The 17,871-nt window shown below is 54.3% G+C and carries 17 protein-coding genes, 1 tRNA gene and 3 pseudogenes; 5 read left to right on the plus strand and 16 right to left on the minus strand.

What is annotated here, in order from left to right:
• Positions 1 to 19: 19 nt before the first annotated feature.
• The 8 genes from OQ460_RS15360 to OQ460_RS15395 form a co-directional block, all read right to left on the minus strand.
• Positions 20 to 784: a hypothetical protein gene (locus OQ460_RS15360; RefSeq protein ID WP_410018292.1), complete on the minus strand. Its 765-nt coding sequence runs from the start codon at positions 782 to 784 to the stop codon at positions 20 to 22.
• Positions 785 to 1,196: 412 nt separating this feature from the next.
• Positions 1,197 to 1,712, minus strand: coding sequence for a fimbrial protein (locus tag OQ460_RS15365; RefSeq protein WP_410018293.1), 516 nt, complete (start codon positions 1,710 to 1,712; stop codon positions 1,197 to 1,199).
• Positions 1,709 to 2,194, minus strand: a complete 486-nt coding sequence (locus OQ460_RS15370) for a fimbrial protein (RefSeq protein WP_410018294.1) — start codon at positions 2,192 to 2,194, stop codon at positions 1,709 to 1,711. The genes OQ460_RS15365 and OQ460_RS15370 overlap by 4 nt, the downstream gene beginning before the upstream one ends.
• Positions 2,195 to 2,208: 14 nt before the next feature.
• The gene (locus tag OQ460_RS15375) at positions 2,209 to 2,718 is read right to left on the minus strand and encodes a fimbrial protein (RefSeq protein ID WP_410018295.1); all 510 of its coding nucleotides are present in this window, start codon (positions 2,716 to 2,718) and stop codon (positions 2,209 to 2,211) included.
• A gap of 65 nt (positions 2,719 to 2,783) precedes the next feature.
• Positions 2,784 to 3,536, minus strand: a complete 753-nt coding sequence (locus OQ460_RS15380) for a fimbria/pilus periplasmic chaperone (RefSeq protein ID WP_410018296.1) — start codon at positions 3,534 to 3,536, stop codon at positions 2,784 to 2,786.
• 107 nt (positions 3,537 to 3,643) lie between these two features.
• Complete coding sequence (locus OQ460_RS15385) at positions 3,644 to 6,190, minus strand: outer membrane usher protein (protein ID WP_410018297.1); 2,547 nt, start codon at positions 6,188 to 6,190, stop codon at positions 3,644 to 3,646.
• A gap of 256 nt (positions 6,191 to 6,446) precedes the next feature.
• The gene (locus tag OQ460_RS15390) at positions 6,447 to 6,974 is read right to left on the minus strand and encodes a fimbrial protein (protein ID WP_410018298.1); all 528 of its coding nucleotides are present in this window, start codon (positions 6,972 to 6,974) and stop codon (positions 6,447 to 6,449) included.
• A gap of 246 nt (positions 6,975 to 7,220) precedes the next feature.
• Positions 7,221 to 7,613 (minus strand): hypothetical protein, encoded by a 393-nt coding sequence (locus OQ460_RS15395; protein ID WP_410018299.1) that lies wholly within the window; start codon positions 7,611 to 7,613, stop codon positions 7,221 to 7,223.
• 377 nt (positions 7,614 to 7,990) lie between these two features.
• Between OQ460_RS15395 and OQ460_RS15400 the strand changes: the two genes are divergently transcribed.
• The 4 genes and pseudogenes from OQ460_RS15400 to OQ460_RS15415 all read left to right on the plus strand — a co-directional run.
• Positions 7,991 to 8,623, plus strand: a complete 633-nt coding sequence (locus OQ460_RS15400; RefSeq protein WP_410018300.1) for a response regulator — start codon at positions 7,991 to 7,993, stop codon at positions 8,621 to 8,623.
• Between the two features lie 82 nt (positions 8,624 to 8,705).
• Positions 8,706 to 11,837: an ATP-binding protein gene (locus OQ460_RS15405; RefSeq protein WP_410018301.1), complete on the plus strand. Its 3,132-nt coding sequence runs from the start codon at positions 8,706 to 8,708 to the stop codon at positions 11,835 to 11,837.
• Positions 11,838 to 11,968: 131 nt separating this feature from the next.
• Positions 11,969 to 12,865, plus strand: a complete 897-nt coding sequence (locus OQ460_RS15410) for an EAL domain-containing protein (protein ID WP_410018302.1) — start codon at positions 11,969 to 11,971, stop codon at positions 12,863 to 12,865.
• Positions 12,866 to 12,950: 85 nt separating this feature from the next.
• Positions 12,951 to 13,190 (plus strand): annotated as a pseudogene (locus OQ460_RS15415) (SOS response-associated peptidase family protein); the annotation flags it as partial.
• On the opposite strand, the pseudogene OQ460_RS15420 reads toward OQ460_RS15415, so the two are convergent.
• The 4 genes and pseudogenes from OQ460_RS15420 to OQ460_RS15435 all read right to left on the minus strand — a co-directional run.
• Positions 13,187 to 13,450, minus strand: a pseudogene (locus OQ460_RS15420) (DNA adenine methylase); the annotation flags it as partial. The pseudogenes OQ460_RS15415 and OQ460_RS15420 overlap by 4 nt on opposite strands.
• Positions 13,451 to 13,458: 8 nt before the next feature.
• Positions 13,459 to 13,701, minus strand: coding sequence for a hypothetical protein (locus OQ460_RS15425; RefSeq protein ID WP_410018303.1), 243 nt, complete (start codon positions 13,699 to 13,701; stop codon positions 13,459 to 13,461).
• 94 nt (positions 13,702 to 13,795) lie between these two features.
• Positions 13,796 to 14,089: a hypothetical protein gene (locus OQ460_RS15430; protein WP_410018304.1), complete on the minus strand. Its 294-nt coding sequence runs from the start codon at positions 14,087 to 14,089 to the stop codon at positions 13,796 to 13,798.
• On the minus strand, positions 14,086 to 14,220 hold the full coding sequence (locus tag OQ460_RS15435) for a hypothetical protein (RefSeq protein ID WP_410018305.1): 135 nt from the start codon (positions 14,218 to 14,220) through the stop codon (positions 14,086 to 14,088). Before OQ460_RS15435 ends, OQ460_RS15430 begins: the two co-directional genes overlap by 4 nt.
• A 29-nt stretch (positions 14,221 to 14,249) precedes the next feature.
• Here OQ460_RS15435 and OQ460_RS15440 point away from each other — a divergent pair.
• A pseudogene (locus tag OQ460_RS15440) lies at positions 14,250 to 14,591 on the plus strand (integrase); the annotation flags it as partial.
• Between the two features lie 78 nt (positions 14,592 to 14,669).
• Here OQ460_RS15440 and OQ460_RS15445 read toward each other — a convergent pair.
• The 4 genes from OQ460_RS15445 to pheT form a co-directional block, all read right to left on the minus strand.
• Positions 14,670 to 14,746 (minus strand) — tRNA-Pro (locus tag OQ460_RS15445).
• A gap of 89 nt (positions 14,747 to 14,835) precedes the next feature.
• Positions 14,836 to 15,192 (minus strand): MerR family transcriptional regulator, encoded by a 357-nt coding sequence (locus tag OQ460_RS15450; protein WP_003174972.1) that lies wholly within the window; start codon positions 15,190 to 15,192, stop codon positions 14,836 to 14,838.
• Positions 15,173 to 15,475, minus strand: coding sequence for an integration host factor subunit alpha (ihfA, locus tag OQ460_RS15455; protein WP_002553164.1), 303 nt, complete (start codon positions 15,473 to 15,475; stop codon positions 15,173 to 15,175). The genes OQ460_RS15450 and ihfA overlap by 20 nt, the downstream gene beginning before the upstream one ends.
• Positions 15,476 to 15,478: 3 nt before the next feature.
• Positions 15,479 to 17,857: a phenylalanine--tRNA ligase subunit beta gene (gene pheT, locus OQ460_RS15460; protein WP_410018306.1), complete on the minus strand. Its 2,379-nt coding sequence runs from the start codon at positions 17,855 to 17,857 to the stop codon at positions 15,479 to 15,481.
• Positions 17,858 to 17,871: the final 14 nt, after the last annotated feature.

Below are 17,871 nucleotides of genomic sequence, written 5' to 3' on the forward strand. Positions count from 1 at the left end.
CCCGTTGCGATCGATATATTTACAATACGTCGATACGTAGCACGGTAGAGCCCCGGTAAGTTCCTGCGGTGGTTGGCGATTTAGTCAATTCGCCATCAATACGCACAATTGGGTCGGTTCCGGTTACATTTAGAACGGCCTCTCCCGTCAATGGAAATTTCAGTTGAACCTCCCCACTTCCACTCAACTGAACTCGCCCTCCATTAGAAATGGATAATTTGAGAGAAGCTTTTGAATCACAGTGGATGTAAACATTGGCCGTATCGGCCACCCGTGACCCAATGCGCCCCTGCATCATTATTTCGGTTGAGGGGCTTGTGCACGACACAGGTGGGGGTTTCGGAGCAGTGCTCACCTGCCCCTCAATCGCCCAGCCATTACCCTGCTGCGAGGCACAGTGGAATTGCCACTTTGCCACCCCGTTTCCATCATAGTAAATTATGTTCCCTACAAGGCGGCCGAACATCGAAATCGCTTGCGCAGCGTTACCGCAGGTAACCGGCTGGTACCATACAGTAGCCGTGCATTCCGGGTAGTGCCTCCCTGTTTGGTCAGTCCCGCACTGAGACATGACGCCATCTAAATCTTTGATCCAAAGAATGCCATGCGCCATTTGCATAAAACCATTAACGCGGGCGTTCGTAGCAGATACGGAAGTTATGAGATATCGGTTTCGACCGTCTGCTGTTGTACCAGCCGGTTGTAAGGCCAGAGTAGAGGCGAAGCAAGGCATCCAAGCCAGCGCGCCTAGAAGCAAGTACAGGGTGTATTGCGGCATCTGCATGGGGGTTCCTGTCGTTCTTTTGGAGGTAACTGGCGCTTATCGGTTCAGCCCAGATGAAGTTACGCTGCGGCCAGCAGCGCCAATGCTTGACCAGCAACAACTAGGCGGATCAACCCTGTTGCCGCCAGTCCCCTTCGTGGAGCTTGCTCGTAAAGTCGCAGCGGTTGTGCACGAGCCAGATTAAAAAATCTCGTGCGGTTATTTTACGCAGCGTCGCATTTGTCAACGCGTGCGATAAAGTCGGTTTATCACGGTGCTGAAGTATTAGAGTCAGCAAATGCTCCTTGCGAAAACTGCAGTAATAACTGCAAATATTCGTGTGAACCCCAGGTGCCACATCTCCGCATTTGGAGGTGAGTGCCGGCGTCGTTTTCCCAACCAGACATACGCCGCCAACCAGTCACTCTCAGCCTTACTCATAGTCCAGTCTAAAGGTGGCGATGGCGCTGAACGGCCCGCGCTCAATGGTCTTATTGGCTATTGCCACCGGTTCGCCCTGCACAAATGCCACCATCGTCAGGGTGTTGCTGCCGTTGACCAACCGAATTCCTTCACCGGGCTTATTCAGCGGTAGTTTCTGGCCGGCCGGGGTTTCCATACCGATAGCAATACCCTTACCATCAATCGCCAGCATCCCGGCCAAATGCAGGCTTTCAGCACCACTAAAGGTCACCTTGACTGTTTTACCCAAGTTCGCATCGCACCCCGTCAGGCGAATATCAAACGGCTGGCCGCGGGTACGCTGGTGGACATACAGGTCCTTGTCTATCACCGTGCCAAAGTCCAGTATCATGCTCTCGCCCCCTGGCGTAATCACACAAGGTTCTGCCACCAAAGCGCCGTGTAGCCGAACATTCTCGGCGTGTGCCGTCTGGTTCAGCATCAACGCCAGCGGTAGCGCATACAGATGCCTCTTGCACGGGCTCATTGGTATACCGCCCGCAGAGTCGCAGTAGCCTCAAACGGCCCTTCGATCAGCGTTGCTCCAACCCGTTTGACCGGCACGGCCGACAGAATAGGCGGGGTCGTCAACTTTATTGGGATAGGCTTGTTCAATTCAAAAGGCATGCCGTTTTGCTTGATCTGGATCGCCAAGTCAGCAACGTCGCTGGTCACTGCCGCAGTATCGTAATCCGCAGGAGTACCAATGATTTCCAGCGTCATGTCCCAGGTACTGGCAGTGGGGTCGCAGGTGATTTGGTAATTCATGACTTGCTGATAGTTCACGCCATCTACCTTTTTCACACCCACCCGGTTACCGAAATTCACATCCACCTGACCGCCGTCGTTGATGGTGCATGGCGGTGGTTCAATCAGGGTGCCGCGGAGTTTCAGGTTATCTGACTCCCAACCTGACGCGCTCTTGATGCCACTGACCAGCAACAGCAGCATGACTGCAGAAAGTTTCATCACGTTATTCCTGTTCACCGGTACTCCACCCTCATGATCGCTCCCGCAGAGAAGCCCCCCCCTTTAAGAGTGGCGCCGGAACGCTTGACCGGCACTGCATAAAGTCGTGGCAAATTCGGGTAAGTGAAATCCTTGGAGCTGTTGATCGGCAGCCGAGCCCCATCAGTTAATATCGCAATTCCAAAATTGCCGATATTGGTCGTCAACACACTGCTGTCAAACGCCGCCGCTGCGCCTTCTATCCGGATACTCATCGCACTGGGGGCGCCAGCCGGGCACTGCACTGTGTACGGCACTTGCATTTTTTTATAGTTGCCGTCTACGAGTTTGGTCTGCACGTCGTCGCCGAAATCAACTTCAATAATATTATTGTTGTTAACCTTGCACGGCTCAGCAGTGAGGATCACCGTCACATTGATGGTGCTCGATGAGGTCGCCATGACTGGTTGAGCGGTAGCTCCCAATACGGCCAGAGCAACGCACAGTACACTCCGCGCAAGCCGGCGTGATGTTTCGGTGGCCATACTGCTCCCGTTACTCATAGTGTGTTTGGCTCCTTCATTACGTCATGACACCACTACACCGACGATCAATTTGGCTTGACGGGCTTCGCCTTGCAGTCGTTACCGCTGCAAGTGAACTGCAGTTGGGGGCGACCACCGTAGTCATTGACATAAGTCAGCACGGGCGTCGGGCCCAGCACGGAAACACCCAGATTCAGCATTTCCTTACTCCTTGGCGCCACCATAATCGGCTCAAACCCCTCCGCGCCGGCGCTGCCGGGTTTGTTGCCCGCGTCCACTATCGTCACGTAATACGGCGTTGGGTTATTCACTTGATATTTGTTGCCCTGCTTGCTTAGTGTTAGTTGTTCCTCCCAGGGCACCATGCCCATGGTTGCGCCCAGCGCTTTTGGCCGATAAAACAGCTTGATGCGCGTCTGCAGTGCCAGTTGCAAGCTATTGGGTTTTTCGCTCTTTGGCGGGATTTCACGCAGGTTGAAATAGAACAGCGTCTCACGGTCCTGTACTAACAAATTGGCGGCAGGCAGTGCCTGTACCTTAATCTGGCTTTTGGTCCCTGGCTCCAGCCGCTGCAGGGGGGGGAGAACGGTCAAAGGGCTGGTAATCTTATTACCCTGTTCATCTTCCACCCAGCCTTGCGCCAAGTAAGGCAGAGTCTTGTTTTCGTTGCTGATACTGAGGCTGATGGACTTTTCACCCCCGTTAAATACCGCTCGGGTACGGTCCAGCGCTACGGCCGCCTGCACCTGTTGCAGGCCCAACACGCTTAACAACAACCCGCCCGCCACGCGAAAAAGAGGATTACTCTGTATGTTCATCTTTTGTTACTCACTGTTTTGTATCTGTATAAATTTCAAAGGCAGACCTCTGAAGAGAACTTCACACTGGCCTGTCACATGGGCTACTGGCGTCTTTGCCGTACGGGTCAACCTGGCGCTTTTTTTGGCGAATCGTTGGCGGGTAGACGTGCGCATGCCAACACCAGTTCTGCCATATCGACCTCGGATATCTGCTCCGGAATTTGCAGCGCACACTGCGCCCGGCCATTCCAATGCACACTCATTTCCCCGCCAGGGTTGATACCGCTGAGGTAGACGCTGCCTTCGTCGCTGACGATGCCTACATCCTGATCTTTGTCGTTTTTCACCGTGGCACCAAAGGGTGCGGCTGAACCGTCGACAAGCTTGATCACCACCATCGCCTTCTCTCCGGCCACTACTTCAAACCGCCGGTATCCAATAGCGCCTTCGGTCAGAGTCGCCTGCGTCACCGAGCGCCCCACGTCGGCGTTTTCCGGCAACTTGTTAACGTCAATGCTCAGTTGATTTCGGTGATAACTGTTCACGTCGGTGACTACCGCTTTGCCAAATAGGTTAGTGCGAATGGCTTTGCCATATCCAGAGATTGGGATGTCCCCTACACCATCGGTATCGACCAGGACTCGGGTACCACCGATCATGTTCGAGCGGTGCATCGCCGCCCCCTTCGCGGTGGCGGTCGCCCCGCCCTGCAGCGACATACCGACTGAGGAATAACGCCCCTCTTGGTAGCTGGTATTGGCATTGACCCGGGCTAGGGTTCCGTCATGGGTGTAGAAAGCACTGGCGGTGGCTCCGTCACTGTTTTTGCCACCATTGAGCTGATAACTGTCGCCATTTTCGAGACGATCGTAGTAGCCCACCTGATGACTGTTTGCATCACGATCGAAGCTGCCGCTGTAGCTGACAGAACTGCTACCGCCACCAAGTGGCATTGAGAGCGAAAGATACATGCCGTCATCATTGGAGCCGTTGTACTTATTGCGGTACGCCGTAAGCGACAGGCTTACCGCCCTGAACTGACCGACGTTGAAGCTCTTGGATAGGGTAAATGTGTATCGGTCGCTGGCTTTGGTGTCCCAGTAGGTCTGGTGGTCGTAGTTGAGGTAGGTGCTCAACCCGCTGTCGCTGAAGTTCTGCCTGAAACTGACGTTGTATAACTCTTTGCTGTTTTCGTTACGTGTGCCGAAATTACGGGCATCCAGATAATCGCTCATCGACATGTAGTCTTTCTCGGAGAAGCGATACCCCGCAAACGTCACCTGACTGTCGTACGCGTCAAAGTTTTTCGAATAGCGCAGTCGGTAAGAGTTACCGCTCAGAGTGTTTTGCTCCGTTTGAGGCAGGCGTGCCCGCGACTGGGTAACGTCAAATGACAATGCCCCAAACGTCATCAGGTCACGTCCTACCCCCACAGCCAGGGCTTTGTAATCACCGCCTTCAACACCGCCGCCATAAAGCGACCACCCGTTGCTCACTCCCCACGAGGCCTCACCGGTGATGAACATTGGACCTTCGGTACTATGGCTAAAGTCCGAGGGACGACCGCTGCTGACCTTGTAACGCACAGACCCAGGCCGGGTCAGGTAGGGAACGCTGGCGGTTTCGACAGTGAACGTCTGCACGCCGCCATCTTGCTCTTCTACCCGCACATCCAATTGTCCGGAAACCGCATCATTAATGTCTTGAATGCGGAAAGGCCCTGAGGCGACCTGGGTTTCATATAGCACCCGCCCCTGCTGGCTGATGACCACTTTGGCATTGGTTCGCGCCACACCTGCTACTTCCGGGGCATAACCCCGCAGGTTAGGCGGCAGCATACTGTCATCAGTGACGAGGCTGACGCCGGTAAAGCGAAAACTGTCAAAGATGTCCGAATACAGGAAGTTCTCACCTAGGGAAAATTGAGCCCCAAGGGACGGTATTGCCCTGTAGGCGTAGTAACGGCTCCAGTCCCAACTATTGCCGGTCGCCTGACCATTGCTCCGATGTTCCAGCCGCGCTTGCCAGTCGGCACGCAGCCGCCAGGCACCCATGTTGCCCCCTACTGTGCCGTTGCCGCTCAGGTTGTAAGAGGCCCCGCCGCCATGTTCCTGCCGCTGGCTTTGTCCGTTCATGTAATAGTCAACGAACACCCCGGGGATACCTTCCTCCCATCGCGACGGTGGATCCCAAGTGTCTGCAGCGTATTCCAGATAGGCCTGCGGTACGCTCACCATCAGGCTGGAAGTGCCCAGCTCTGCACGTGCGACTGCACCTGGCAGACTATCCAGTAACAGGCATTGCCCCTGGTGCCACCATGTGAGTTTTTTGCTGATGTCCGGTTTTAAACCGATCTGATCGACCAAAGTCGGACCGAGGCAGACCACACTCTCCTTGGTATTCTGTTCTGAGGGGTAAAAAACCACCGACTGCTCAGGCAGCGCCTGCCTGTTAATTCGCACAAGCATCGTATAATCGCCCGGCATGATGTATGCGCCACTGGAAAATTGGCCCAAATCAATATTTTTACGATCTTTAATATCTATAACATCAATATTGAATTCTACTTCCTGCGCACTGGCGTGATACCCAGCGCCGCTGAGTGCACAAGCTATGGAAACGCCCAATACGCGCGGACGAAAAGGTACAAGTGCCCATTTCGGCACACTCACGACTGAAGAGTCCATATCATTTATATTCACACTACGAGGCATGCCAACTGCTAGCAAGACATGACTTTCACCCACTCATCACCCACGAAAAAGCACCGGACTTAATTAAACGTCTTTAATCGCAATTTCTGTTGATTGCCGAGTAAATGCCGAGAGCCAATCAACCGTCGCCCCCTGCCAATCCGTATAGCTGGTCAAGTAATTATTCATAGCAAAATGCATGTGGGATACACCCACATGCATAGCAAAGCCGGTATTAGTTGTAGGTCAACATGAAGTTGGCCACACTGCTAAATTCACCCGGCACGATCGTATCTGCAGCGCCACCATTGCCTTTCAGGTAAGCACTGTAGGACAGGATAGCTTCGGACGCCCCGACACTAATCAATTGACCAGCACTGGCAGTGCCCAGCTCGATCGAAGTGCCATTACCATCAGTCAGCGCAATGCCAGCACCGCTGGCATCACCGGTAATACCGAGCAAACCACTTGCACCTGCCGTACCGTTAAAGGTCGTTTTTACAGTTTTAGCGACATCGATGCTGCAGTTTTCGAGGCGAATTTCAAAAGGTTTTGGAGTGGAATTACCACCATCTACCAGTGCCACGCTAGAAACAGCACCCAACTCGATTGCCTGATCAGCAGAGTTCGGATCAATAGAACATGGCGCATCAATAATAGAGCCGGTAAAACGAACTACACCGTTGCCTTCATTTGCAGCCTGGACACTAGTGATAGTACCGAGCACCATTGCGGCCGCCAGAGCGAGCTTATTAAACTTCATACGAACTATTATCCTTAATTATAACCAGATCAAAAATTTCGACCACACATCTATTTAAAGACCCACAAATAGATGTCAACCCCACAACAGGGCAATCAATAGCAAGCAGTCGAGCTCCGATATATTTATATCGTTGAGCTGGCATAAGTATAGGGGCGATGCACACGGAGATAACCAAGGCGCCTCTTGAAGAGAGGCAAGAAATTTCTTGTTTGGCATAGAGGACCTTAATCCTCCCAGTAGCTATTAGAGCTCCGAAGCGACACTACGGCACTCTGTATTTAGAGAGTTCAACTGTATCAATTCATGCAACTCATTTGAGCGAAGCGGTGCCTGAAGAACGCCCCGAAGCGGGACCCGATGAACTTTCGCCCACAAGATTATTTTTTTTCGCTGCTGGGAGTTCACATCAGCAACTGCAATAACGGAGATGATCGCATTGTGCTTAACAAACATTTGTAGGTAACCAGCATTTTTTCCGAGATCAAACCCGTCGTAGACCAGATACTCGAAACGCGCCCCCGCCTCCAGTAGATCGGCCACCTCTCGGGCGCGGGCGCACAAGCTAACCGAGTAATACCCCAGTTCATTGAGAGCCCCTGCGTAGCCAAACAGCGAACCAGGGCTTTTGCTAAGCACAACAATGCGACTCCTACCCCTATGCACATCCCGCTCCTAAAAAAAGCGAGGAAGTTAGCTTTCATTTGTTAGCTTTTCTACGAGACCTTTCCTATTATTCCGTGGATTAGTCTTAATCCAACCGAGAAGCCAGACAGCCTAAAAGCAAGAAAAATCTTGCTATCTGGCAAGAATATTCACGCCAGCAGCCAGATTAGGCTTGGTTCCAGCAGGTCGACTTCCTGCAATAATGATTGCATCGACAGAGAGAGGCCCGGGGGCGGACGCCCGGAAACTCAGTAGCTTAGCGCCGGTCTTGTTCAGACTGCGAGAGTGAAGCGTTGGCTATAGAACCCTTGTTGTCCCACCGACCCAGGCCTAAATGTGAGCCACGAATAATGAGTAAAAAAGTATTAATCGTCGATGATCATCCGTTGATCTGTTTGGCCATCCGTACCGCCCTGGAAGGAATCGGATACGAGACCGTTGGCGAGACTGCCGATGGGGTCGATGCTTTGCAAATGATCAAGGCCCTTACGCCAGACATTGTGATCTTGGATATAGGTCTTGAAAAAATGGACGGGCTCACGGTATTGCAGCGGATCACCCGGGAAAAGCTCGATACCCGGGTGCTCGTATTTACCTCTCAGATGAAAGACGCCTATGCCACGCGCTGTTTTCACGCCGGGGCGAGCGGCTTTGTGAGCAAGCACGAACCCCTCGCCCAACTGCTCAAGGCGATCAAAACCATCGCTGATGGGTACGTGTTATTTCCAAGGAGTGCCATGCCGGTCTACTCTGGTGCTATTAGAGCTGGAGTAGGAGTATTAGGTGACTTTCAGAATCTCACGGATCGCGAGATGCAGATTCTGAAGTTGCTGGCTGAAGGGTACTCCAACCGTGATATCGCAACTAAACTCAACCTCAGCAGCAAAACGGTCAGTGGCCACAAGGTCAACCTTATGACGAAGCTTAGCGCGACCTCATTGGTCGAACTGGCCGACATCGCCAAACAGCACAACCTCATTTGATATCGAATTGAAATCGACAATCTCTCACCTCTCTACCCTCGCCTACCTCACGTTATTGTGTTGCATGCCGGCTGGGGCCGAAATGGGCGATTTGCGACCCATCGCGCGACAGCAACTCGATAGCGTGAAAGTCCAGCCCAACGATGGCGAGCGAGCCTGGCTTGGGAAAAAGCAAACGCTGATAGTTGCAGTGACCAGCGATTCCTTACCGCCGTACCGCATCTTCAGTGAGCAAGAGACTTTTGAAGGACTCACAGCGGACTATCTGGCCGCTATGCAGCGCGAGCTTGCGATTGAGATCAAGGTGCGCCCGTTCGCTACGGCCGTCGCCGCCTTTGACGCCCTGCGTCAAGGACAAGTGGATCTGGTGGCGACTGCCACCCCTCAAGAGGCCAACGATTTGGGTGTGCAATTAACGCCACCTTACGGGCTGTCAGAGCTCGCCCTCTTCGCGGACGCAGGGGATCTTCACGAATACAGCATCAATGATCCCCACTTGCGCATCGCCGTGGCCAGCAGAGCTGCACTCTCGATGTACGAGGCCAACGGCGGCCAAGGGACCTTCAAGATGTATGCCACGCCTCTTGCCGCGATGGCCTCAGTGTTGACTGGCGATAACGACGCCTACCTCGGTGACACGCTCTCCACCTACTATTTATCCAGCCAGCTATTCAGTGTGCAGTTTGAAATCAACCAGAGCACCCGCCTGCCAAAGGTCAACCTTTCTTTTGCCATTGCAGCGGACAACCTTGTGCTGGCCGGTCTTCTTGAGCGTGGATTGGGCAGCATCAAGCACCGCCAAATGACCGAAGCCCAGTATTTTTGGGGCGACTTCGAGAGTGGTGATCTAAGTGATTTTCGCGTCCACCTCACGAATGCGGAACGTACCTGGATGACCAATAACGGGGTCGTCAACCTGGCGATCAGTGAGGATCTTGCCCCTTACGCTTTTTTCAACAGCAATGGCCGCTTGAATGGCATTGCTTTGGATCTGTTGGGCATCATTCGGCGCAAGACTGACATCCACCTCAACATTATCCGTGTCAGATCGTTAAGTGAAGTCAACGCTTTGCTGGACAGTGGCAAGGCAAGCATCGGCATCCTGACAGAGGCCAGTAAATCCTCACTGCCCTACCTGCATACACGGTCACTGGCCGTCGCCCCCTACCTTTTCGTCATGCGACAGAACGATCAGGTGCCCTTGGAACCACAAAGCACTGCACTGGTCGCCGTTGCGAAAGGCTATCTGCAGAGCGAGATGCTTGCCCGGCAATATCCCAATGTGCGGATCGAGCACACCGAGACGATGGGCGAGGCGTTCAAACTTGTTCGTGAAGGTGGCGCCGACTTTGTTCTGGCGCCGGCCAACGTAGCGCGCTACTACCTCTCCTATAAATATGAATCGAGCCTGAAAGTCGGCGGCATCCTGAATTTTGAGGATTCAAAAATCGTGTTCGCCGCCCCTGAAAACCAGCCGGAACTGATCTCGATCTTCAACAAGGCGATGATTGAAATCCCTCCGCGTAAGAATTTGCAAATCATTGGTCGCTGGCGCGCAAACTCTGCCACCGATGAAAAATACTGGGAAGGTATCGACTCTTATATCTGGCGGTCCTTCGAGGTCTTAGGCGCCCTGCTTCTGATAACCAGCCTGCTGATAGTTATTCAACGCCGCCGCATATCTGCTAAACGCCGGGACCTTGAACAACGACAATTGCTCTTAGATGAACTGCAGATTGCCAAGGAGTCTGCCGAAAAGGCCAGCCGGAGCAAATCTGTGTTCCTGGCTACCATGAGCCACGAGATCCGCACTCCTCTCAACGCCATCATCGGCATGTTGGAACTGGCACTCATCCGCAAGGATAACACCGAGCTCAACACTCAGTCCCTGCACATCGCCTACGAATCATCCACTCATCTGCTAGCGCTGATCGGCGACATCCTAGACATATCGCGCATAGAGTCAGGAAAGCTGATCCTATCGCCTGAACCAACCCGCATCAAGGATCTACTGGAAACGACAACCAATGTATTTTCCGGCTTGGCTCGGCAGAAGGGATTGCAACTGCATCTGGATATAGCTCCATTGGCCACTGAACTGGTTTGGGTTGATGCGCTAAAGGTCAAACAAATCATCTCCAACCTCGTGAACAATGCGATCAAATTCACTGAGCAGGGTGGCGTAAATATTCGCTGCCAAGTAACACCCGCGAACAAGACCTCTTTACAGGTTCTCATCTGTGTGAGCGATACCGGAGTAGGAATTCCCGCAGCACAGATTAATCAGATATTTAAACCGTTCTATATCACGAGTGATGCGATTGGTGACCCCAATGCCGGCGCCGGCCTGGGCCTGGCGATTTGTAAGGAGCTGAGCAACTTTATGGGCGGGCATCTGGAGGCCGAGAGTGATACGAAGTCCGGCACACGGATGACATTCAGCATAGTCCTTGATTGCGTCATAGCTGAGAGCCCCATAGCTCCCCCTGCTTCAGGATCGACTACGGATAAGTGCAGGGATGCGGCGTTGACCGTTCTGATTGTCGAAGACCATCTACCGAGCCAATACCTTTTGTACCAGCAGCTCTCCTATCTAGGTCATAGCGTGGTTACCGCCAGCAATGGCCTGGAAGGCCTGGCGATGTGGCAAGAGAGTGAAATCGACATTGTGCTCACCGACGGCAACATGCCGCAGATGACGGGTCTCGAAATGACCCAGAGCATCCGACAGCTGGAGCAATCCCGACGCTGTCGCCCGTGCATCATTATTGGACTGACTGCCGACGCCCAACGCGAAGCTATTGAGCGCTGCCTGGCTGCCGGCATGGACTATGCGCTGACCAAGCCGGTCACCCTGCCCGACCTTAACCGCTGGATTCCCAAACTTGAGACAGATCAGCAGCAGCTAAAAAATTCGCCGTCGTTGATGAACTCTATCCACGCCGCCATGGTCGAACAAGTGATCGAAAGCAATGATAGCGAACGCATAATCTTGCGACAGTCGCTGGAAAAAGAAGATCTGAAGGAAATGGAGCGCGTCGCGCACAAGCTAAAAGGCACCGCATACCTGCTGAACCACTCAGTCATGCTGGAGCAATGCGTCGAGATAGAAGAATTGTGCGCGGAAGGAACTATGTCCGTCGATATACGTGAAAGCGTCACAGATCTGATTCAATCACTGGAGATAATCAACGAGTCACTGCGCCCGAACTAATTTCCCGAACGCCAAGCAAGGAATATCCGCACGCCACTCCAGACAAATCTCGACGAGAGCCAAGACTAGTCTCGCAGGTCGCCAGGGTGAGTTCACGTAGGCTTTGGGGCATCTAAATTCAGGCCACCCCAATGCCCAAAAGCTCCTCGCTCGCTCTCATATCGAGCGCCCCACACCAACGACAACAGGCTCAGCCAGGGCAGTCGAACAATTTAAGTGTATCGAAGACACTAGCCAAACTACCCAGTGCCGATGATGTGCAATTGGGTCTACGACGACGAGAGTTCGTGGCGTACGTGCAACCCAAATTCGATTTACGCACTGGCCAAGTCAACTCGACTGAGGTGTTAGCTCGCTGGCATCACCCGCTTTACGGTGTGCTGAGCCCAGCAACCTTCATCTCGGTGATGGCACGTGAAAAATGGCTCGACAAGCTATTTTTCGAACTTCTGGAACAGAGTCTTACCTATCAGATCAAACTTCACGACCAAGGCAGACTCATAGGGATGGCATTCAACCTGTCCCTTAGTCAATTAATGAACGATACACTCATTGATCGCTTGGAGACTCGCCTGCACCAGCACCCTCTGCCACTTTCGTCGCTCACCTTGGAAATCACCGAGGACGGTCCTGGCGTTGTCTGCGCTACCAGTGTGGAGCAGCTAAATCGTCTGCGCCTGCTGGGCATGCGCCTATCGATTGATGACTTCGGCACAGGCTATTCGTCACTCTTACGTCTATGCCAGGTACCGTTTAGCGAAATCAAACTTGCCGCAGAGTTCACCCGTTTTATTGGCGGGCCCAGCCACTACCGTGTAGTCATTCGCAATACCCTGGCGCTGGCCACAGACCTAGGCATGCAACTCGTAGTCGAGGGTATTGAAACCGTAGCACAGCACGATCACCTGTGTGAGATGGGGGCGCGAATTGGTCAGGGCTTTCTGTGTGCTAGGCCAATGGAGATCGATGCGTTTGAAGGATGGATACAAAACCCATACCCCTATTCTCAGGCATCCTCAGCAAGTTGAAGCACCAAACCGGTAAAAAGCTCTTCGACTATCTACCGACTGGATGGTATGCCAGTGGTATTAGCGCTCAGGCGCACGTGATCACTTCGCGACCATCACCGCCGACAGCGCCGGCGGCATGGTGGACATCCACGACCGGCGGCCCGTGGTGCTAACGCCGGAGTTGGCCAGGGAATGGCTGGACCCCGCCACGCCAAAGGAGCGTGCCGAGCAGATGGTATTGCATCAGGGCGAGCCGGCCGAGACCTTTGAATGGTTCAAGGTGAGCACCGCCGTGGGCAATGTGAGAAACCAGGAAGCCAGTTTGATTGATCCAGTTTCTTAGAACAGACCGCCCAAGGCATCGGGCTCCCAATTCATGATCACCAACTCCCCGCTGACCTCGGCCTTACCCTGCCGCTGGTTCGTTGTGCTGTATCGGATATCCACCGTTTCAAAGTGGAAGCCGTCAAATACGCGTCGGATGTCTGGATGATCATTGATACTGACCATCACCTTGCCCTTGCAACGACGCATGAAGTCGGCCATCCGCTCGTAATTCTCGAAAGGAAAGTCAACGCCATATCCAGCCGTCTGCCAGTAAGGGGCCCGCTTCATAATCCCAACTCCTGATCGATGATCAATTCTGCTGCCTGGGTGGGATCGCCGCCAGCTCGCTCCTGCAATAACCGGTTTGCTGCGGCATAGTCTGGCTTGGCCAACTTTCTGGCATCAGCCTGCGCCTGAGCTGCAAGCGCCTCCCGCTCCTTGCCAGCCAGCACCAACTCGCCGAGCTTCTTGCCCTGCTCCCCCGCCAGCGCCTCAAGGTTGTCCCTGGCCTTCTTGGCAATGGCCACGTCAGTGTTCGCGGTGTCGAGCAGCGGTCGGTAGTGACGTGCAGCCAGCCACGCAGCGTGCTGCCTTGCTGGGTCTGGTGGATGGTGATCTTATTCATTGATCACCCCCAATTTCCCGCGCCACGTTTTCAGATTGCGCATTTTGTGGCGTCGATTCACCGAGGGTCTTGAACTGGTCGATCGCGCTATAAACTCCGCCGAAACCGGTGTCGTTGAAGTACTTCGCCACCTCGAACAAAGTGCCAATACCTTGGCCGCCGCCGTGCAGGTGGTCCAGATGGACGGCCCTGATCAGTGCGTGCTGCCACTCGAGCACATCTTTGGCTGCAGACAGCTGAAACTCCGCTTCCTGCGAAGCCTGTTGCATGGTTGGTAGTGGCTTGTTCATTTGGCGACTCCCCGGTGGGGGATGTTCTGCAGCTTGTATTCGGCGGCAGCGCCGACTTCTGCCATGGACATCGACAGAAGAGCCAGCGAATTGATCAGCCAGCCGGCACTCATTGCGACTTCTTCGCTCAATTCGTTGCGGTTCGCTGCGTTCGCGATGAGCTCGCCGATACCTGGTGCACCGTCGCCCAGATCGCCTGAAACAAAAGCAGGCGCATACGAAGGATCACTGGACCCAGGTCGAAGAGAGATATTTGACGCGGGCTTTTAAGGAGGCCCGGGAGGCAGCAGGCTGTTACAAGGGTTGGAAGGAGGAAGAGATGCCGGGCTTTCATGAGGTGCGAGCGCTATCGCTTCACCTGTACCAGAAAGCCGGAAAGGACGGGCAGAAGATCGCAGGCCATGCCAGCGAAAAGATGACCAAGAACTACCAAAAGGGCCATGCAGAAATCGTCTGGCCTGAAGCAATTCCAGACCTAAATATCAGCGAAATCACCGGGTAGTTTTGCGCGGGTTTTGCGCAGGCACAAAAAAGCCGATCTAGATGATCGGCTTAAGTGTCTGATTTTAATCAGGGAATATGGTCGGGACGGAGTGATTCGAACACTCGACCCCTAGCACCCCATGCTAGTGCGCTACCGGACTGCGCTACGCCCCGACTAGGCGTGAAACTGGGTTTGCTTCGCAAGGAAGCGATCAGGAATATACCGCAAGCATTTGAAATGTGGAAGTATTTTAAAGCCTGAGTTATTTCTTCAAAACCACCAGCACATCTTCCAGTTCGGAGATCATCTGGCGGATCAGTTGTTTGTATTGGGTGGTGTCGTCTTTGGCTTCATCACCCGACATACGTTGACGTGCGCCGCTGATGGTAAACCCCTGATCATAGAGCAGCGCGCGGATCTGCCGGATCATCAGCACATCCTGGCGCTGATAATACCGACGGTTCCCAGTGCGTTTGACGGGGTTGAGTTGAGGAAACTCCTGCTCCCAATAGCGTAGTACGTGCGGTTTTACCGCACATAGCTCGCTGACTTCACCGATGGTGAAGTAGCGTTTGCCTGGGATGACGGGTAGTTCGTCGTTATGACTTGGTTCCAGCATAAGCCTCAACTCGGGCCTTCAACTTCTGCCCTGGACGAAAGGTGACCACACGGCGAGCCGTGATCGGGATTTCTTCTCCCGTTTTTGGATTGCGGCCAGGCCGCTGGCGTTTGTCCCGCAGGTCAAAATTGCCGAAACCGGACAATTTGACCTGTTCGTTGTCTTCAAGAGCGTGCCTGATTTCTTCAAAAAACAGCTCGACCAATTCCTTGGCCTCGCGCTTGTTCAGGCCCAGCTCTTCATATAGACGTTCCGCCATCTCAGCTTTCGTCAAAGCCCCCATACGTCACTTCCTTAACGTGGCGTTTAACCTTTGTTCGAGCGAGGTGAGGATGTTTTGCGTCGTGGTATTCACCTCATCGTCATTAAGAGTGCGCGATGGATGCTGCCAGGTCAAGCCAACTGCAAGGCTTTTTCTATGCGGATCAATGCCTTTACCCTGATAGACGTCAAATAGCCTGAGGTCCGTCAGCCATTCCCCTGCATTTTCACGGATTACGTCCAGAACAGCACTGGCTGCCACTTCGCTATCGGTGATCAGCGCCAGGTCACGTCGCACCTCAGGGAAACGCGACAACTCGCTGAATTTCGGCATTTTGCCCGAGGCGACTTCAGCCAATACCAGCTCGAAAACGAAAACCGGACGGTCGAGACCTAGGGTTTTCGACAATTCCGGATGAATAGCTCCGACGAAACCGACCAGCCGCCCTTCACGCTCTATGCGCGCAGTCTGGCCCGGGTGCAATGCCGGGTGACTGCCCGGGACAAAGCTGAACGCGTCCAGTGCACCGGCAAAGCCCAGCACCGCTTCAACATCAGCCTTGACGTCGAAGAAGTCCACTGGATCACGTCCCTGAGCCCAGCCTTCTGGAAGGCGGCTGCCACAGACTACACCAGCCAGCATCGGCTCCTGCTTCAGACCTTCCAGTTGGCCGACAAAGCGCAGGCCACTTTCGAACATGCGTACACGATCCTGCTGACGGTTCAGGTTGTGACTGAGCGCCTTGACCAGGCCCGGCCACAGAGACGAACGCATAGCTGCCATGTCATTGGAGATCGGATTCGCCAACAGCAATGGCTCAACGCCGGGATTGAACAGTTCGAACTGTCTCGGATCGATGAAACTATACGTCACCGCCTCCTGATAACCGCGAGCGACCAGCAGACGACGCAGCTCCGGCAGGTGGGCACGAGCTTCGGCCTTGGCCTGCGGCGCCAGGCGGGCTTGCGGATAGCGAACCGGCAAGCGGTTGTAGCCGTAGAGACGAGCCAGTTCTTCGATCAGGTCGACTTCAAGGCTGATATCGAAGCGATGGCTTGGCACTTCTACGCGCCACTGCCCTGCCCCATCAGCCGATACGCCCAGGCCCAAGGCCGATAGCAAGCGTTCGATTTCAGCGTTCTCGATTACCAAGCCGAGCATTTGCTCAACCCGCTGGGCACGCAGGATGATCGGTGCGATCGACGGCAGGTGCTGTTCGCTGACTGTTTCGATTATCGGACCAGCTTCGCCGCCAGTGATTTCCAGCAGCAGGCCTGTGGCACGCTCCATGGCTTCACGGGCCAGTTTCCAGTCGACACCACGCTCATAGCGATGCGAAGCATCGGTGTGCAAGCCGTAGGAACGGGCCTTGCCAGCCACAGCGATCTGGTCAAAGAAAGCACTTTCAAGGAACACATCACGAGTCGTCGTGGAGACGCCGCTGTGCTCGCCCCCCATCACACCGGCAATCGCCAGGGCACGGGAGTGGTCGGCAATCACCAAGGTGTCGCTGCGCAACGTAACTTCCTGACCGTCAAGCAGTACCAGCTTTTCGCCTTCTTCGGCCATGCGCACACGGATGCCGCCGTTGATTTCGGCAAGATCGAAGGCATGAAGCGGCTGCCCCAACTCCAGCATCACGTAGTTGGTGATATCCACTGCCGCATCGATGCTGCGCACGTCAGCACGGCGCAGACGCTCAACCATCCACAACGGCGTTGGCTTGGACAAGTCGACATTACGCACGACCCTACCCAGGTAACGCGGGCAAGCGGCCGGGGCCAACACTTCGACAGAACGCACTTCATCATGGGCCACTGGTGCCGCTGCGATTACCGGACGGGTAACAGGGGCAGCATAGAGTGCGCCCACTTCACGGGCCATGCCGGCCAAGGACAGGCAATCGCCACGGTTCGGGGTCAAGTCGACTTCGATGCAGGCATCTTCTAGGTTCAGGTAAACACGGATGTCCTGACCCACTGGCGCGTCAGCCGGTAGTTCCATCAAACCATCATTTCCTTCACCAATCTGCAGCTCTGCCTGAGAGCACAGCATGCCGTTGGACTCGGCGCCCCGCAGCTTGGCTTTCTTGATTTTAAAGTCGCCAGGCAGCTCGGCGCCGATCATCGCAAACGGAATCTTCAGGCCCGGACGCACGTTTGGCGCTCCGCACACGACCTGGAAAGTTTCCACGCCATTACTGACCTGGCATACCTGCAACTTGTCGGCGTCAGCGTGCTGCTCGGTGCTCAGCACCTCGCCCACGACCACACCACTGAATGCGCCGGCAATCGGCGTAACGCTATCGACCTCAAGGCCGGCCATCGACAGACGGGCGACCAGCTCGTCGCGATCTACCTGCGGGCTTACCCAGCCACGCAGCCATTGTTCACTGAATTTCATTCTGCTCTCCTAAA

It is taken from the genome of Pseudomonas imrae (genome assembly GCF_046352735.2).
GTDB classification, from domain to species: Bacteria; Pseudomonadota; Gammaproteobacteria; order Pseudomonadales; family Pseudomonadaceae; genus Aquipseudomonas; species Aquipseudomonas imrae.

Bases quoted from the DNA above. Each gene is read 5' to 3' on its own strand.
- pheT (WP_410018306.1), bottom strand. From the start codon at position 17,857: ATGAAATTCAGTGAACAATGGCTGCGTGGCTGGGTAAGCCCGCAGGTA.
- OQ460_RS15430 (WP_410018304.1), bottom strand. From the start codon at position 14,089: ATGAACAAGCCACTACCAACCATGCAACAGGCTTCGCAGGAAGCGGAG.
- OQ460_RS15450 (WP_003174972.1), bottom strand. From the start codon at position 15,192: ATGCTGGAACCAAGTCATAACGACGAACTACCCGTCATCCCAGGCAAA.
- OQ460_RS15360 (WP_410018292.1), bottom strand. From the start codon at position 784: ATGCAGATGCCGCAATACACCCTGTACTTGCTTCTAGGCGCGCTGGCT.
- OQ460_RS15390 (WP_410018298.1), bottom strand. From the start codon at position 6,974: ATGAAGTTTAATAAGCTCGCTCTGGCGGCCGCAATGGTGCTCGGTACT.
- OQ460_RS15380 (WP_410018296.1), bottom strand. From the start codon at position 3,536: ATGAACATACAGAGTAATCCTCTTTTTCGCGTGGCGGGCGGGTTGTTG.
- ihfA (WP_002553164.1), bottom strand. From the start codon at position 15,475: ATGGGGGCTTTGACGAAAGCTGAGATGGCGGAACGTCTATATGAAGAG.
- OQ460_RS15400 (WP_410018300.1), top strand. From the start codon at position 7,991: ATGAGTAAAAAAGTATTAATCGTCGATGATCATCCGTTGATCTGTTTG.
- OQ460_RS15410 (WP_410018302.1), top strand. From the start codon at position 11,969: ATGCCCAAAAGCTCCTCGCTCGCTCTCATATCGAGCGCCCCACACCAA.
- OQ460_RS15370 (WP_410018294.1), bottom strand. From the start codon at position 2,194: ATGAAACTTTCTGCAGTCATGCTGCTGTTGCTGGTCAGTGGCATCAAG.
- OQ460_RS15375 (WP_410018295.1), bottom strand. From the start codon at position 2,718: ATGGCCACCGAAACATCACGCCGGCTTGCGCGGAGTGTACTGTGCGTT.
- OQ460_RS15365 (WP_410018293.1), bottom strand. From the start codon at position 1,712: ATGAGCCCGTGCAAGAGGCATCTGTATGCGCTACCGCTGGCGTTGATG.
- OQ460_RS15405 (WP_410018301.1), top strand. From the start codon at position 8,706: ATGGGCGATTTGCGACCCATCGCGCGACAGCAACTCGATAGCGTGAAA.